Source organism: Klebsiella sp. CSG-1 (assembly GCF_056521145.1).
This window is the reverse complement of the sequence record NZ_JBWNLD010000001.1, coordinates 519,808-536,021: the sequence shown is the minus strand read 5'-3', so window position 1 is coordinate 536,021 and position 16,214 is coordinate 519,808. Positions and strand designations below refer to the sequence as shown.

General features: G+C 58.4%; 15 protein-coding genes. 8 read left to right on the top strand and 7 right to left on the bottom strand.

Going from position 1 to position 16,214, the window contains the following annotated elements; translation table 11 throughout:
- The first annotated feature begins 305 nt into the window (after positions 1-305).
- Both AC007G_RS02545 and AC007G_RS02540 read left to right on the top strand, forming a co-directional pair.
- Positions 306-695: a hypothetical protein gene (locus tag AC007G_RS02545; protein ID WP_032689078.1), complete on the top strand. Its 390-nt coding sequence runs from the start codon at positions 306-308 to the stop codon at positions 693-695.
- 201 nt (positions 696-896) lie between these two features.
- Positions 897-1,412 (top strand): RcnB family protein, encoded by a 516-nt coding sequence (locus AC007G_RS02540; RefSeq protein ID WP_032689077.1) that lies wholly within the window; start codon positions 897-899, stop codon positions 1,410-1,412.
- Between the two features lie 99 nt (positions 1,413-1,511).
- On the opposite strand, the gene AC007G_RS02535 is transcribed toward AC007G_RS02540, so the two are convergent.
- Complete coding sequence (locus tag AC007G_RS02535; RefSeq protein ID WP_032689076.1) at positions 1,512-2,102, bottom strand: lipid-binding SYLF domain-containing protein; 591 nt, start codon at positions 2,100-2,102, stop codon at positions 1,512-1,514.
- A 573-nt stretch (positions 2,103-2,675) separates the two neighbouring features.
- Here AC007G_RS02535 and AC007G_RS02530 point away from each other — a divergent pair.
- The 3 genes from AC007G_RS02530 (at position 2,676) to AC007G_RS02520 (ending at position 5,736) form a co-directional block, all read left to right on the top strand.
- A complete protein-coding gene (locus AC007G_RS02530) occupies positions 2,676-3,854 on the top strand; it encodes a M20 aminoacylase family protein (protein WP_032689075.1) in 1,179 nt (392 codons plus the stop codon).
- 19 nt (positions 3,855-3,873) lie between these two features.
- A complete protein-coding gene (locus AC007G_RS02525; RefSeq protein ID WP_032689073.1) occupies positions 3,874-4,650 on the top strand; it encodes an ABC transporter substrate-binding protein in 777 nt (258 codons plus the stop codon).
- 132 nt (positions 4,651-4,782) lie between these two features.
- Entirely contained in the window at positions 4,783-5,736 is a 954-nt protein-coding gene (locus AC007G_RS02520) for an aldo/keto reductase (RefSeq protein WP_142630213.1), read from the top strand.
- Between the two features lie 40 nt (positions 5,737-5,776).
- On the opposite strand, the gene AC007G_RS02515 is transcribed toward AC007G_RS02520, so the two are convergent.
- The 4 genes from AC007G_RS02515 to AC007G_RS02500 all read right to left on the bottom strand — a co-directional run bounded on the left by AC007G_RS02515 (position 5,777) and on the right by AC007G_RS02500 (position 10,453).
- Positions 5,777-6,568: a MoaF C-terminal domain-containing protein gene (locus AC007G_RS02515; RefSeq protein WP_047664286.1), complete on the bottom strand. Its 792-nt coding sequence runs from the start codon at positions 6,566-6,568 to the stop codon at positions 5,777-5,779.
- 25 nt (positions 6,569-6,593) lie between these two features.
- Positions 6,594-7,370 carry an SDR family NAD(P)-dependent oxidoreductase gene (locus AC007G_RS02510; RefSeq protein WP_142630211.1) on the bottom strand — a complete coding sequence of 259 codons (777 nt, stop codon included), beginning with the start codon at positions 7,368-7,370 and terminating at the stop codon, positions 6,594-6,596.
- 85 nt (positions 7,371-7,455) lie between these two features.
- Positions 7,456-9,189 carry an arylsulfatase gene (locus AC007G_RS02505; protein ID WP_064384198.1) on the bottom strand — a complete coding sequence of 578 codons (1,734 nt, stop codon included), beginning with the start codon at positions 9,187-9,189 and terminating at the stop codon, positions 7,456-7,458.
- Positions 9,190-9,265: 76 nt separating this feature from the next.
- Positions 9,266-10,453 carry an anaerobic sulfatase maturase gene (locus tag AC007G_RS02500; RefSeq protein WP_032700624.1) on the bottom strand — a complete coding sequence of 396 codons (1,188 nt, stop codon included), beginning with the start codon at positions 10,451-10,453 and terminating at the stop codon, positions 9,266-9,268.
- A 478-nt stretch (positions 10,454-10,931) separates the two neighbouring features.
- Here AC007G_RS02500 and AC007G_RS02495 point away from each other — a divergent pair, with 478 nt between their 5' ends.
- From AC007G_RS02495 to AC007G_RS02485, 3 genes are all read left to right on the top strand, one after another.
- Entirely contained in the window at positions 10,932-11,615 is a 684-nt protein-coding gene (locus AC007G_RS02495; RefSeq protein ID WP_032689061.1) for a helix-turn-helix transcriptional regulator, read from the top strand.
- Positions 11,616-11,732: 117 nt separating this feature from the next.
- Positions 11,733-12,920, top strand: coding sequence for an MFS transporter (locus AC007G_RS02490; protein ID WP_046852989.1), 1,188 nt, complete (start codon positions 11,733-11,735; stop codon positions 12,918-12,920).
- A gap of 1 nt (position 12,921) precedes the next feature.
- Positions 12,922-14,037 carry a class II histone deacetylase gene (locus AC007G_RS02485; RefSeq protein ID WP_142630209.1) on the top strand — a complete coding sequence of 372 codons (1,116 nt, stop codon included), beginning with the start codon at positions 12,922-12,924 and terminating at the stop codon, positions 14,035-14,037.
- A gap of 76 nt (positions 14,038-14,113) precedes the next feature.
- Here the strand turns inward: AC007G_RS02485 and AC007G_RS02480 are convergent, their stop codons facing one another.
- Both AC007G_RS02480 and AC007G_RS02475 read right to left on the bottom strand, forming a co-directional pair.
- Complete coding sequence (locus tag AC007G_RS02480; RefSeq protein ID WP_049265949.1) at positions 14,114-14,671, bottom strand: DUF3156 family protein; 558 nt, start codon at positions 14,669-14,671, stop codon at positions 14,114-14,116.
- Positions 14,649-16,148 carry an APC family permease gene (locus AC007G_RS02475; RefSeq protein ID WP_032700620.1) on the bottom strand — a complete coding sequence of 500 codons (1,500 nt, stop codon included), beginning with the start codon at positions 16,146-16,148 and terminating at the stop codon, positions 14,649-14,651. Before AC007G_RS02475 ends, AC007G_RS02480 begins: the two co-directional genes overlap by 23 nt.
- Positions 16,149-16,214: the final 66 nt, after the last annotated feature.

The window sequence follows — 16,214 nt, the reverse complement described above, 5'->3', positions numbered from 1 at the left end:
GCTGATGAACGAAACGCTGCAATAGATAAAGTGAGAAGCAGGGCAAAAAAACGGCGCGGCCGGCGCGCTGTTTTTGTCCGTCGGTAAGCGGGACCGGGTTCCTTCACCCCCGATGCCTGGCTGGCGCCGCAGGCAGATGGCCTCCGTCTCGCTCTCTGGCGGTAGCAGGCGTCTGAGGAACGGTTGGTCTGAAAATGGGGATAAACGGGAGGATCTGGTTTTAAGAACTATCCCTAAAGTCATGAGCGGAATGTTATGCCATGCTGTTGATGACTCATAACATTAAGCACGTTAGAGAGGAAATGATGAAAAAAGCAATGATTGCGTTATCTGCGATTCTGGTAGCAGCCCCTGTTTTTGCTGCGACAACACACGCAACTGATGATACCGTCGCGGCGGCCCATGAAGGGGCGAACACGGCGAAAGAAAAACTGCACCAGGCCCAGAACGAGGGCGAAGAGCAGAAGCTGAAATCCGAACACGCGGCGCAAGGTAAAAGCGACAGCGTAGGCAGCCAGGTGAGCGAAGGCGCTCAAAAAACCTGGAATAAGACCAAAGAAGGAACGGAGAAGGGTTGGGATAAGACCAAAGAAGGGACGGAAAAAGGCTGGAATAAGACTAAAGCCGCCACCGAAAAAGGCTGGGATAAAACCAAGCAGGGTGCGGAAGAGCTGAAAAATAAAGTCACCGAATAATCCCGGTAGCGTTGCATAACATAAGGTCGCGAAAGCGGCCTTTTTTTTGCGCCCCATCTGCGGCGATGGATATGACGCTACGGTGATGCCCCTCGCGGTGATGACGCGAAACGAGAATGCCAGGAATTGTCCTGGATATCCTGATACTCACTTTTTCTCCACATTCCGACGGTAAAAAGGAGGCATATCAGGAGGTGTACGATGAAAAAAATGATTTCTCTGGCCGTTATGTTGTCCTGCGCATTAAGCTCGTTAGCCTGGGCCGACGGCCCGAACGGCAACGGCAACCCAGGCCAACAGCAGGTGTGGCAAAACGGTTCTGGTCACGGTAGTCCGGACGGTAATCGCCAGCAGGGACCGGGTAATAATGGTCCTCAGGGCAACGGCGACAGCCATCGCCAGGGCGCGGATAATCGCGGCCCGGAACGTAACAACCCCGGCGACAATCGCGGCAATAATCATGCGCAAGGAAAGTCGCATCAGGAACGCCATGAACAAGACCACTTTGCGTGGAACGGGCATGACTTCCGTAAGGGGCAGCCTGCGCCGGAGCGTTACCGCGGTAATGATTATCGGGTCAGCAACTGGAACGATCGCGGCCTGCCGCCGCCTCCGCAGGGGCAGCACTGGTCGTATATTAACGGCAACTATGTCCTGATTGCGGCGGCCACCGGCATCATTACGTCTATTCTGGTGAACGGCGTCCTTTCACATTAATGTCGCACCGATGCCGCGGGGGCGAATCGGCCCACGGCAAACCCTCTCCCGCTCAGGGAGAGGGGATTACCGCCGGGTGACCTGTTTATTCCGTGAGGTCTATCTTTTATTCAGCTCCTCATCCGGCCAGTACTTATAGCCATTGAGCATCGCCTGAGCGGCCAGCCCTTTCTCGGTAATTTCATAAACGTTCACTTTCGACGGCAGCGAAGAGGTATCTTTGGCAACGCCGCTTGCTGAGGCAGCGACCGGCGCGACACCTTTATCATCATATTTCGCCGCGGCATTAGCGTCTGCGCCGACCATATAGCCCTGGGTAATAAAGGTATGAAGTGCCGCTTTATCGTGGAACACCAGTACGGTACGCTGCTGCTTCACGCCCATCCCCAGCCCCGCGCCGCCCTGGGCCATTTTCATATAGGTATCTTTGCCGGTGCGCAGGTCTCTAACCACGCCGTAGCCGCTGCCAAATCCTAATACCAGAATTTTGCTGCTGTTGCTGGCAAATACGGCATAGCCATCGGCGTGCTGGATATCGCTACGGGCTTCCGGGTAGAGCGAATAGAGTTTGCTCAGCGTTTCGCTGCGTATTTTTTGGATACTGGCGCGCTGCTGGCTGGCGGTATCACCCTGGGCGCTACAGCCGGCCAGCGCCAGCGCTGACGCCAGGAAAAGAGCCTGATATTTCATGTTTGAGTTCTACGCTATTCTGCGTCCATCTTATGGCGCGCGTTTATTTTTCCGTTGGTTCCAGAGGAGGCGTCGCGAATCATCTTCAGGGATGCCCGGGTGATTGCGCTGCGTGCGCTACCGGCGAGCTTGCTGCCCACAACATGGCGCCGCCTGAGGAAATCTGCAGGTATTTAATAAGCTGATTTAAGCGTGGCGATCGTAGAATAAAAACGCGGTAATAATCCAATAGTTAAAAGTTTATATTTAAATTTTGCCTTATTTATGGTCTTAATCACTATTATAATAAGGTTTATTAGCAGAGTGGTGCTGGCCTTTTTTACATTCTGTTGAACGTCCCACTTTTTTTCACATTACCGGTAACCTTCTGAATAATCATTAGTAAACGAGATGAAGCGCACGCCGGAAATCAGAAATCTTGCTTGCATTAAACGCTTATCCAGATAAGTTATTGAGTCTGAGTTTATTCTTCATACTTCACGTTTTGGGGTTCTGGCCCCCCACTTTTCGACAACCGTTTACCTGAAGCCTGAATGAAGCAGAATATCTATTTTTTATTTCCCGGAGACCGGCATGAGCAATTTTGTGATTCCAGAAATTAAAGCAGCTGAAGAAGAAATGATTGCGATCCGGCATTATTTACACGCCCATCCGGAATTAAGTCTGGAAGAGTTTAATACCAGCGAACTGGTAGCGGAAAAACTGGCGGAGTGGGGTTATGCGGTGACCCGCGAGCTGGGGAAAACCGGGCTGGTGGGATCGCTAACGAAAGGGCATTCAGCGCGCACGATTGGGCTGCGCGCCGATATGGACGCCCTGCCTATTTTTGAAACCACGGAATTACCCTGGGCCAGCACCGTTGCGGGGAAAATGCACGCCTGCGGCCACGACGGTCACACCACTATTCTGCTGGCGGCGGCAAAATATATTGCCTCGCCGGCCTGCCAGTTTAACGGCACGGTGCATGTGATTTTCCAGCCAGCGGAAGAGGCGATTGGCGGCGCAGACCTGATGATAAAAGACGGGCTGTTTGAGCGCTTCCCCTGCGATTGCGTGTTTGCGCTGCACAATATGCCGGGGCTGCCGGTCGGCAAGCTGGGCTTCTACGCCGGCAACTTTATGGCGTCGGCGGATACCGTCAAGATAACCATTCACGGCTACGGCGGCCACGGCGCCCACCCGGAGCGCGCGGTCGATCCCATTCTCGCCGGCTCGGCGCTGGTGATGGCCCTGCAAAGTATTGTCGCTCGTAACGTGCCGCCGGGGGAAACCGCCGTTGTCACCGTCGGCACCTTCCAGTCGGGCATCGCCTCCAACGTGATCCCGGAAAGCGCGGTGATGGAACTGACCGTGCGGGCGATGAAGCAGGAAGTACGCGACCTGCTGATTAAACGGATTCACGACATCACCGAATTTACCGCCAAAAGCTACGGCGCTACCAGCGAGATTGAGGTCTACGACTCCTACCCGGTGCTGACCAATAGCGTGGAGGAGACCGCATTCGCCAAAGCATTAGCGACGGAAGTCTTTGGCAACGAGCAGGTGCTGGAATCCATTTCACCGATGAACGCCAGCGAGGATTTTGCCTTTATGCTGCAGGCGCGTCCGGGCTGCTATTTCCTGCTGGGTAACGGCGAGAAGGGCGATAAAGGCGGCTGCATGGTGCATAACCCTGGCTATGACTTTAACGATGACATTATTACCACCGGGGCGTCGTTTTTCGCCCGGTTAGTTGAAACACACTGCCGTTGATCTCTGGAGCTCGTAAATAATGAAAAAATCACTACTGCTGTGGGTCGCGCTGATGGCGTCCGCATCGACGCTGGCCGCAGAACAAAAAGAAATTCGTTTTGGCGTCGATCCCACTTTTGCGCCGTTTGAATGGAAAGACCCGCAGGGCAAGCTGGCGGGGTTCGATATTGATTTAGGCAACGCCATCTGCCAGCAGCTGCAGGCGAAATGCGTGTGGGTGGAAAGCAATTTCGACGGCATTATTCCGGCGCTGAAGGCGCGTAAATTCGATGCGATTCTCTCCGGCATGTATATGACCGAGAAACGCAAAGAGCAGATTGGCTTTAGCGACAAGCTGTATAACGGCCCGGTGTTCCTCGTGGCGCGCAAAAATACGCTGACCGGCAATACGCCGGAGCAGCTCAAAGGCAAAACGATCGGCGTGGAGCAGGGCTCGGCGCAGGAGACGTACGTCAATCAGCACTGGCGTCCGGCGGGAATTAATATCGTGGCCTATCAGGGCGCTGACAGCGTGGTGCGGGATCTGGAATCCGGGCGTATTGATGGCGCGGTGCTCTCCGGAATGATGGCGGACTACAGCTTCCTGCAGCAGCCGCAGGGTAAAGATTTCGCCTTTGTCGGCGGAAGTTTGCAGGATAATAAGCTGTTCGGCGCTGGCGCGGCGATTGGTCTGCGTAAAGAGGATGACGCGCTGCGTCAGGAAATTAACCGCGCGATCGCGCAGATTCTCGCCGACGGAACCTATAAAAAACTGTCGGGTAAATATTTTAGCTTTGACGTCTATTCCGGGACATAATGTTGTGATGCGTCCGGCGGGCACGGATGGGCCCGCCGCAAGATTCCTTTTCTGACTCTCCACTCATGGTTCTTTCCCGCCCCTTGCGGCCTGGCGAAGGATGCAGAATATAAGCGATAAGGAGTGAACGGCATGAATACACGTCCATTGGGTAAAACCGGATTTTCCATCGCGCCGCTGGTCTTCGGCGGCAACGTGTTTGGCTGGACCTGCGATGAAAAAACCAGTTTTGCCATTCTTGATGCTTTTGTCGACCACGGCTTTGACGCCATTGATACCGCCGATGTCTACTCCCGCTGGGCGGATGGCAATCAGGGCGGTGAGTCGGAAACCCTGATTGGCCGCTGGCTACAGGCGCGTCCGGGGATGCGTGATAAGGTAAAAATCTTCACCAAAGTGGGCTCTGATTTAGGGTTACCCGGGCAAAAAGGGTTGAAGAAAGCCTGGATCCAGCAGGCCGTGGAAAACTCGCTGCGCCGTCTGAACACCGATTATATCGATCTCTATTTCGCCCACTGGCCGGACCCGGAAACCCCCATTGCCGAGACGCTGAGCGCTTTTCACGCGCTGCAGCAGGCGGGGAAAATCCGCGCGACGGGGGCTTCTAACCTGGATGCCCAGCAGCTTTCCTCGGCGCTGGAAGTGGCGCGGAAAGAGGGGCTGCCGGCCTGGCAGGTGCTGCAACCGGAATACAACCTCTATCACCGCTCCGCTTTTGAGGGGGCGCTGTGCGACCTGTGCATCAGCCGGGAAATAGGCGTCGTCACCTACTACAGCCTCGCCTCCGGCTTCCTGACCGGTAAATACCGTCAATCGTCCGATCTGGCGCAAAGCCAGCGCGGCAGCGGCATCGGGAAATACCTTAATCCGCGCGGAATGCGCATAATCGATACCCTCGAAGAGGTTGCCGCTCAGCACCATGCGAAACCTGGCGAAGTGGCGCTGGCCTGGCTGATGGGCCGGGAAGGGGTGACCGCGCCGATTGCCAGCGCCACCAGCGTGGCCCAGGTCGAGAGCTTTGCTCGTGCCGCTCAGCTGACGCTGAATGCCGCCCAGCTGGCGCGGCTGGAGATTGCCAGCGCCTGACGGAGGCGTGTGCCGGAGCCGTCGGGCTCCGGCGTTACGCTCAGGACGAAGGGTTCGTCACATTCAGAATCTGCGCGCTGGCCCCGACCGGGAAATTGCTCAGCGCGGCAAAATCACTTCCCTGATAGCCGAGAATCTTGCCGTCGGTGCGCATCTGCTGCAGATCGATAAGGATCACGCCCAGCGTCGGAATGATTTTCTCGCGCCAGACGAACAGCGTCAGATCGTCGGCCACCTGCACATAGTGACAGCGATCGACATCCGCCAGACCTTTCTCGACACCGTCCAGACACTGCCAGGCATAGAAGTTATCGTTGAGATAAATATGCTCGTAGCGTTCGGTCGGGCTGTAGGTGTACTGGTTACGCATCCCCACCAGCGCGCGGGTGAAGGTCGGCAGCGGCCCCGGCTCGCGGTTCAGACGGGCAAAATGGAAGTGGACTTCGACTGCCGTCAGCGGCAGACCCTGCTCGACGCGGCTGAACGCATCGAGGCGTGCGGCTTGCTCCGTCGGTAGCTGACCGTAGACCAGGGTGGCGTTATTTTGCGCCAGGTTGCACACCGCGCTGATGCTGGCGTTCTCCTTGCCGGGATCGAGAAAATCGATAAACAGCACATCGGGGCGAATGGCGGTCACGCGCCCGGAAACGGGCTGGCCGTCCCACAGCAGGGTGTGGGTATCGGCCATCGTCAACTGATGACGGGCGCCATCGGCCAAATAAAAGGTCAGGGACTTGCCGTCAGGCAAAGAGGCCACCGGCAGGACGTTGCCGTGAGGCGCAAAGCCGTCCGCGAGCGCGCCGACCTGAATAAATACGGCTTCTGAAGTCATGTGAGATCCTTGTTGTGTAAGAACGTTAAGCAAACGCCAGCGTCGGGACATCAACCGCACTGGCGCCGCCGTCGGCAACCAGCGTCGCACCGCTGATAATCGACGCCTGCGGGGAACAGAGGAACTGGCAGGCGAGCGCAATCTCCTGCGCGCTGGCCGGGCGGCGCAGCGGGACGTCGCGACACACCTGCTGATAGGCCTGCTCAAGGCTGATACCCTGCGCGTCCATCAGCGGCTGCATCTCCTCATCGGCCATCGGCGTGGTCACCCAGCCGGGGCAAATGGCGTTGGCGCGTACCCCTTGTGGGCCATAGTCCCGCGCGACCGAACGCATCAGGCCAATCACTGCATGCTTGGCGGTGACGTAACCGCAGGCCTGCGGCCCGGCGGCGAGGGAGGCGATTGAGGCGACAAACAGCACGTTGCCGCGCCGGGCAATCAGCGATGGCAGGCAGGCGCGGACGCTGGCAAACGCGCTGTTGAGATTGCTTTCCAGCGCCGCACGCCACTGCCGGTCGCTGGTCTCCACGACGGCGCTGTTGCCCATGCCGCCCGCGCTACAGATTAAAACGTCGATATGGCCCGCGCGTTCGAGAATCGTCGGCAGCAGATGAGCCTGCCACTCATCGCCGTTGGCGGCATCGCCAGCCAGCGCCACGGCGCCGGTCTCTTCCGCCAGCGCTTGCAAAGGAGCGAGACGGCGACCGGTAATGAACACCGTCTCGCCCGCCGCCGCCATCAGTCGTGCACAGGCGGCGCCAATCCCGGTGCCGCCGCCGGTAATCACTACCACTCTACTCATTGTTTCTCTCCCAGAACGCCTGCTTTGTACCTTAGAAAGGGGATGCGCTCCCGGCTATCGCCCGAAAGAACGAGCGCCGGATGAATCAATCGTGCTGCGGCGCCGGTATCGCCTGCGGCGCGGCAACGGGTTTCATGGTCTGCGGATCCACCGCGAGGTAGCGGCCGGTTTTCGCGTCGATGCCGACATAGTCGATGGCTTTGCCATCGGCGTGAACCACCATGGTGCGTCCGGCAAACGCCGCGTAATCCTGACTCATGGTCTGCACCCGCTGTGGATATTGCGTGGCGAGATCATGGGTTTCCAGCGGGTCCTGCTTAAGATTGAACAGTCCCCACGGCGCGTCCCCCGCCTGCGGGAAGGTTTTTACTAGCCGCCGCAGCTTCCAGTCGCCGTCAATCCAGGCCGCCTGGTTATGCAGCTCGACGCCGTAGCGGGAGCGCGGCGGCTGTAAGGTTTCGCCGGTCAGATAGCGTTTAAAGCTGACGCCGACCATCGGCAGGACCGGTTTTTTCGCCAGCGCTTTGGTGGCATCGATACCGGCGAACTCATAGAGGGTGGGCGCGACGTCATACACCGCCATGGTGGTGGCGTCGATTTTGCCGCGATGGACAATCCCGGGCCCGGCAATCATAAAGTCGGTATTGATGCCGCCCTGGCCGCTGGTGGTTTTGTGGTAGCGCGCGTACGGGGCGTTGCTGACGTTCGCCCAGTGCGGACCGTAGGAGACGAACGAACCTTTGCGGCCAATATTCTCGTAGCGATTGTCGAACTGCTGCCAGAACGTGGGTTCGGATTCGTAGTAAAAGCCTTCTGCCGGGTTGGCGCCGTTATCGGTTAAAAAGATCAGCAGGGTATTTTTATCACGCCCGGTTTGCTTCAACGTTTCCATCACCGTACCGATCTGCGCATCCATGTTGGCGATCATCGCGGCGTATACCTGCATCACTTTCGCGGTGTATTTTTGCTGCTCCGGCGTCAACGCCGCCCACTCTTTATCGAGATCCAACCCAGGGAGCGGCGTGTCGTCATGGAGGATCCCTGACGCCTTCAGGCGGGCAATTCGCTGGCGATAAACCTCGCCATAACCTTGCTCGTACTGACCTTTAAAACGGGCAATCCATTCATCCGGCGCCTGCAGCGGGTCGTGGGGGGCGGTAAAGGCCAGCCAGGCAAAAACCGGCTGTTGCGGCGGTGTCTCTTTGATCCACTGGTTCATCTGGGCGGCGTAGGCCTCGCTGGAGTAAAAGTCGGCGGGGAGCGAAACCCGCTGGCCGTCGCGGGTGTAGTAGGTGTGGAAGGCTTCGACGGTACCCAGCGGTATCGCATCGTCAAAATGGCTGGTGCCGCCGCCCATAAAGGCGAACGAGTGGCGAAAGCCGCGATCCTTTGGCGTGGCCCCGGGCACAAAGCCGAGGTGCCATTTCCCGGTCATCAGCGTGTTATAACCGGCATCTTTAAATCGTTCGGCCATAGTGGTGACGCGATCGGTGAGGCGCAGTTCATACCCCTCTTTGCCAAGGGTACTGTCATACCACCACATTCCGCCCATGCCGGCCTGCTGGTTAGTATTCCCGGTCAACAGCATCGAACGGGCAGGGGCTGACATCGGCGACGTGTAGTACTGGCTCATGCGCACGCCCTGTTCGGCCATCGCCTGCAGGTTAGGCGTCGGGATTTCGCCGCCGAAGGGGCTGATATCGGAATACCCCATATCGTCGGCGATAATCACGATGATGTTGGGGCGCTCGGTTTGCGCGCTGTGCGCTGCGCCGGAGAGGATCATGCTCAGCGCGGCGGCCACTGTTTTTTTATTCACTACCGGGTCTCCTGTTCAGGCTCGGGGATGCATCGCGCCCGAAGATGAAGGCGGCGCGACCATGGAAAAATATCGGTTAGCGCGTCACCCGGCTGTCGATAAAGCGGGCGCGCCAGGCGCGCAGCCCCTTCAGATCGCGGGAGTAGGGGCGCAGCGGAGCAAGAATTTCGCTAAAAAAATGGAAGTAGCCAGCGCACAGCCGGTTGTAGCCTGCGTCGTTAAGATGGGCCGGACAGCCGCCCTGGCAGACGATTTTTACCGCGCACTGCTGGCACTCCCGGCGTCGGCTTTTTTCGCTGCCGAAGGGCAGACGGGTCGCGCTATCCACCGCCTGAGCCAGCGGGCGGTCGTCGAGCTGGCCGAGATGATGCCGGTCGTTAATCAGGTGATCGCAGGCGTAGAGACGGCCGTCGGGCTCCATCACCAGGTTGCTGCCGCAGCGGGCGGCATGGACGCAGGTGGCGCTGGTGTGGGTAAAATATTGCCCCCACGCCTGCTCAATATTCATCACAAAAACCCGCCCGATATCGCCGCGTTTACGCCACTGGCGCCAGATAGCGACCATAAAGCGCCCCCAGTTATCGGCGCTGAGCCGATAGCCCTGCGCCTGGGCATCGCCCTCGCTCATCAGCGGCTGAAACTGCAGGTAGCGGGCGCCAAGGCTCACGACGTGGTCGTAAACAGAAGCGGCGTGCCGGGTCATCTCGTCGTGGACCACCACCAGTAAATTAAATTCCACCTGATGCCGGTGCAGCAGGGCGATACCGCGCAGCGCCGCTGGGTAGCTGGCCTGGCCGCGTTTATCCGGACGGTGGTGGTTTTGCAGCGTTTCACTGCCTTCCAGACTGACGCCGACCGTGAAATGATGTTCACGGAACAGGCGGCACCACGCATCGTTGATGAGCGTGGCGTTGGTTTGCAGGCTGTTGCTGATGGTGACGCCCGCGGGGGCATAGCGCTGCTGCAGCGCCAGCGCCTTCTGATAAAAGCGCAGTCCGGCCAGCAGCGGTTCGCCGCCTTGCCAGACGAAATTAATCTCCCGGGCGCCGGCGGGCTGGGCGGCAATATAGCGGCGGATAAACGACTCCAGCGTCGCATCGTCCATTTTCCGCACCGGGGTCTCGCCCTGCGGGTAATAACAGTAGCGGCAGGCGAGGTTGCAGGCCGGGCCAATGGGTTTGATCAAAAGATGAAAGGGCACCGTTGCCCGGGGCTCCATAGCCAGCGGAATTTGCTGCTGGCGTAATGCGGCGATATTCAGCATCGTTTTGATCCTGTCCGGTGAGGTTATTTTATTGGCCATTCTGGCGCGAGGCCGTACTCGGTCCCCGGCTAATTCTTTCTGCCTGCGGCCCTGTTTGGGCAGCAGAAAAACCTGCGCTTCCCTGCAAAGTTAAGCGCCTGATGAAAATGACCTGAGTGATATTTATCAGGTATAGAGGAGTCGTTTAAAAAGACACTCGTTCTAAAGGACGAGATTGGCGCTGAAAAGCGTGAGAATGTGAACCGTGCGACGCCCGCGAATAAAGTTAATAACTTTTGTTTATGTTTTAATGTTATGTCGATAACTCAACGATATGTGGAATAATAATGTATTAAATAACAATGCATTAAATAAAATTTTGCAACCAATATCACATTGTTAATATGTTAATGATTGTGTTACTTAAATGTGAAATGTATGCTTCCTGTATCGTTGGTCATCCGCGTTTCACGCACTTTCACCTCGACGGGAGGGGATCATGTCTGCTTTATTAAAAGCCAGTCGTAATGATGCGATAATTGCCCGTTGTTTACAGACTATTTCACAGTTAATTCCACTGTCGTCGGCGGTGTTTTATCGGGTTAATCATCGTTTAAAACCAGAACACTATATTTTGCATAATATTTCTGCGAATACGCACCAGCAATATCTGGAGTGTTTTCAGCCGTTAGATCCGCTGCTGCCGTCCCGCTTTAGCCATCAGGCGATTACCATGGCGGCGATGACGCCAGGCGTCTGTGACCGTAACCGTCATTACTATCATGAGTTTATGTTGCCGAATAATGTTCGCGACATGACGGAGGTCTTTATTCGCCGCGACCGACGGATTATTGCCGGCATCTCCCTAATGCGCGACGTCGCTTTCTCCAGCGAAGAGCGTCTGCGCGCCCAGGCGGTGCTGCCGCTGGTGGAGCTGGCAATCCACGATTGTCTCCGGGAAGAGGATGACCTGCCGGCGATGCTGACGGCGAAAGAGCGTGAAATTGTGGGCATGGTCCGTGAAGGGGCCAGTAATAAGCTAATTGCCCGTCAGCTGGATATTTCTCTCTCCACGGTGAAAACCCACTTACGCAATATTTTTGCCAAGACCGAAGTGGTCAATCGTACCGAGCTCGTTTCCCGAACCTGGATGCCATCCGCTCAGCGCACGCTGCATCTGTAATCTGACTCATCGCATCCCGCGCGCGCCGCCGACCGCGGCGTTTTCCTGATGCCTGACGGTATCACTCCCTGGACTGCTGCCCGGGGGGAGACTTTTTTGACTGGAGCACGCACCACGATGTCGAGTATGCCTGTTGCTGAAAAGCCTTTATCCCAGCCGTCAGGGCTGGTTTTTACCGCCCGCCTGCTGGCGGCCATCGTCATTTTCGCTGCCGTTGCGCCGGGGATTCTGATGACCGCGCCAGCGGTCGCGGCGCAGCTGGCCAGCGAATGGCAGCTGACGCCGGCGGAGATTGGCTATCTTTTCTCCGCCGAACTCGGCGCCATGAGCCTGGCGACACTGCCGGCATGGTGGTGGATGAGTCGTCTGAACTGGCGCCGCGTGGCCCTGTGCGCCTGCGCGGTATTTCTCGTCGCCAATCTTGTTTCGGCGGCGGTCAGTCAGTACGAAACGCTGCTGATCGCCCGCTTCATCGCCTCGCTGGCGGGGGGCACCCTGATGATTCTGTGTATCAGCTGTGCGGCCGGGACGGCCAATCCTTCCCGGGTGTATGCCTTCTGGGTGCTGGGACAGCTGCTGCTGGGAATGGTGGGACTGCTGGTGTTACCCGCGCTGTTTGCCAGCTTTGGCCTGAAGGTGGTGTACCTGATCCTCGCCGCTATCATGCTCTGCTGTCTGCCGCTGGTCCCGGCTTTTCCCCAACGTTTTCAGCCGATGTCCGCCTCCCGCCTGCGGCCGTCGGTCGCCCCGCTGCGTAAGCTATTAGCCGTGCTGGCGGTGCTGACGTTTTATATCAGCCTCAGCGCGGTGTGGACCTTTATCGGCACCATCGGCAGCGCGGCGGGATTGACCGCCGCGCAAATTGGTATGGTGCTGGCGGCCGCGACGGTATTCGGCATTATCGGCGCGGGCGGGGCGGCTTTGCGCGGCACGCGGCGTCCGGACCGGATAGCGGTCTGGCTGGGCTACGGTCTGCTGATCCTCAGCATCGTGCTGCTGGTCAGCCATCCGCTGCTGGTGCGCTTCGCGCTGGCCGCGCTGCTGTTCAAATTCACCTGGACCTTTGTTCTGCCTTTTATTCTCGCGCGCGTTGCCGGGCTGGATAACAACGGTCGCCTGATGAACAGCATCAATCTGGTGATTGGCGGCGGAATGGCGGCCGGTCCGGCGCTGGCCGGGGCGCTGCTACAACGTTTTTCCAGCGCCGATGCGCTGCTTGCGGCGGCAGGCGGCTGCGCGCTGATCTCAGCAGGATTAATTCTGGCGGCATCGTCCGCCGGAAAGAGTGAGCCAACGGGAGGATAGAGTGAAAAGAAAAACCGGTTTCTTCTTTGATGAACGTTGTTTCTGGCACAGTACCGGCCTGCATGCGGTGACGCTACCGGTCGGTGGCTGGGTACAGCCTCCGGCAGGGGGGGGCCATGCGGAATCGCCGGAAACCAAACGTCGGATGAAAAACCTGATGGATGTCGCGGGGCTGACTTCGCAGCTTCAGCTACGCGGCGGCGCGGCCGCCAGCGAGGAGGATCTGCGCCGCATTCACCCGGCCCATTATCTGGAGCGCTTTAAGGCGATCAGCGATAGCGGCGGCGGTCTGCTGGGCAAAGAGGCGCCGCTGGGACCGGGCAGCTATGAAATCGCCTGCCTTTCTGCCGGACTGGCCTGTGCCGCGGTAGAGGCGGTGCTGAGCGGCGAGCTGGATAATGCCTACTCTCTGTCGCGGCCGCCGGGTCACCACTGCCTGCCGGAACAATCGATGGGCTTCTGTTTTCTTGCCAACATTCCCATTGCCGTGGAGCGGGCGAAGGCGCGGTTCGGGCTGGGTAAAGTGGCGATCCTCGACTGGGATGTGCACCACGGTAACGGTACGCAACATATCTATCTGCATCGTGACGATGTGCTGACTATCTCGCTGCACCAGGACGGCTGTTTTCCGCCAGGCTATGCCGGAGAGGAAGAGCGCGGCACCGGCGCCGGCGAAGGTTACAACATCAATGTTCCGCTGATGGCCGGCGCGGGGGACGACGGCTGGCGCTATGCGCTGGAAACGATCGTTCTGCCGGCGCTGGCGCGCTTTGAACCGGAGCTGATTATCGTCGCCTGCGGTTACGATGCCAACGCGATGGATCCGCTGGCGCGAATGCTGCTCCACAGCGATAGTTTCCGCGCCATGACCGAACGGGTGCAGGAGGCCGCCGATCGCCTGTGCGGCGGTAAGCTGGTGCTGGTTCATGAAGGGGGCTATGCCGAATCCTATGTACCGTTCTGCGGGCTGGCGGTGATGGAGGCGTTGAGCGGTGTGAAAACCGAGGTTGAGGATCCGCTGCTGGCGTTTATTCAGCAACAGCAACCGCGTGAAGCCTTTACCCGCTTTCAGCGTCAGGCGATTGATGAACTGGCGCACCGGTTTGGGCTGAAGTAATGTCCGTTCGCTTCTCCGCTATGAAGGCGGAGAAGCGCTCTCCTGTGCGGTGCTCTTTTTCACTGTCTCTTTGATGTCACTTCTCTGTCGCCGTCTGCGCCATCCACTGACCGATCGCCTGATACAGCATATTCATAACGCTCAACAGCAGCATCCGCTGGTGTTTTTCGAGGCGCAGATAGCGGCGCAGCGGCGGCATTTTGCAGACCACTTCGCTGGCGGCCCACGGCTCAATGCAGCAGCGCCAGCGCTGGTTATCGATGGTTAAGGAGAAGCGGCGATAGTCCAGTTCGCTCAGTGTCTGCTGTAAACGCGGAAAACGGTTGAGGTAATGAGCGAGGTCGGCGGCCGGTTTTGCCGCCCGAAAGGTCACCGGCTGGCGTTTAAGCCAGCCGGATTGATGGGCGCGAATTCTCCCCTGAGCGGGCCGGGTGACCGGCCCCTCGACGACAAATTCGCAGCTGTGAATGCTGGCCATAAACAGCCGTTTCTGGCGAACGCTGAAGATGACATCGGTGGTGGCGTTCAGGTGCAGCACCGCGCTGCGCTCGCTGAGCTTTTCGCTATCCCAGCCGGCCAGATCGCGCTGCACCGCATTCATCAGCGGCGTACTAAATGAGGGGACGGAGGGCATCTGGCGTCATCTCCCCTTGGTTCTGTTTCTCATAGTTGCCAATCGCGCGTTCCACCACCTCTTCAACCGGCACTGGACGGAACGGGTTGACCCGCTGGACGCACACCGTCCAGAAAAGGGCATAGGCGGCGGTCAGGCCGAGCATGATGCCGAATGGCACCAGCACTTCGCGGCTGTCCATCCCCGGCGGGGTGATATTGATGATGGCGATAATAATCCCGACGCTGGAGATAATCTGCGGCAGCGGGAACCACGGCGAGCGGTAGGCGCGGGGCAGATCCGGACGACGAATACGCAGCAGTACCACCGAGAGGGTCACCAGCAGATAGGCGACGCCCCAGGCGCAGACGGCGGCGAGGATCAGCGGCACGATACGATCGATATTGCCGTTCAGATACCAGGCGTGCAGGCAGGGAATCGCCACGCCAATGGCAATGGCGATAACCGGCGTCTTGAAGCGAGGGTGCAGCCAGGTCAGGAAGCGCGGGAGCGCGCCATCCAGCGCCATGCCGTAGATAATCCGCGGTACGGCGGCCATCAGAGTATTAATGGTTGCGCAGCCCGCCAGCAGCAGGCCGACGCCCAGCCAGTACTGTCCCGCGTGACCCATCACCCGTTCAGCGAAGGCCGGAATAGCCATCGGCGTATCCAGCAGATGGACGTTGTTGGCCGCGTCCAGCATCACGTTCTCTACCTGACGGTTAATGGCCGCGCCATAGATAAACATGCAGCTTGCGACGCCCAGCAGGCCGAGCGCCATCGCGCGAGGAATGGTCCGGTGCGCTTGTTTAATTTCCGGGGCCATGGGGGTCACCAGTTCACAGCCGACGAACATAAACATCGCCATGCCGATATAGCCGAACAGACCTGAAAGATCGCTGACATTCAGCGGCGTGCCGAACCAGCCGGAGAGATGGGTCACCGGCGCCATAAAAATCCCGCACAGGCCGAAGATGGTCAGCGTGCTCCACATCCCGAAGGTCAGTACGACTTCGACCTTTCCGAAGATCTCGACGCCAATGGCGTTCAGCAGGCCGAACACCACCACCATCCCGACGCCGACCATCCAGGTATTCTGGTGGACGGCCATCTGGCTGCTGATGGACTCAAAGTTCACCAGCGCCATCACCCCGGCCAGGATGGTTTCCGCGGTGCCGGCAAAAATATGCACGATCAGATAGGCGCACAGCGCGCCGGTAATGGCGAAAAAGCGCCCCATCCCGCAGGCGATATAGTCATATACCGAGCCGGTAGTGGGGATCAGCGTCGCCGCTTCGGCAAAGGTGGTGACCTGTGCCTGCATCATGATAAACGCCAGCAGTACCGCCAGCGCGAAGGTATCGCCGCCCATGCCAAAACCGCTGGTCACGGTCAGGATCACCGGGCTGGCCATAATCAGTCCGACGGAGCTGGCGAGGGTAGTTGGAAAGCCGACGACGCCGCGTTCGAGATGGCCGGCGAGTCTTTTACTGAACATAGTCAACCTCTGCACAAGATAGGTAAGGGCAGGGAGTGGCTGGAAGTGAATAGCCATTCCGGATAG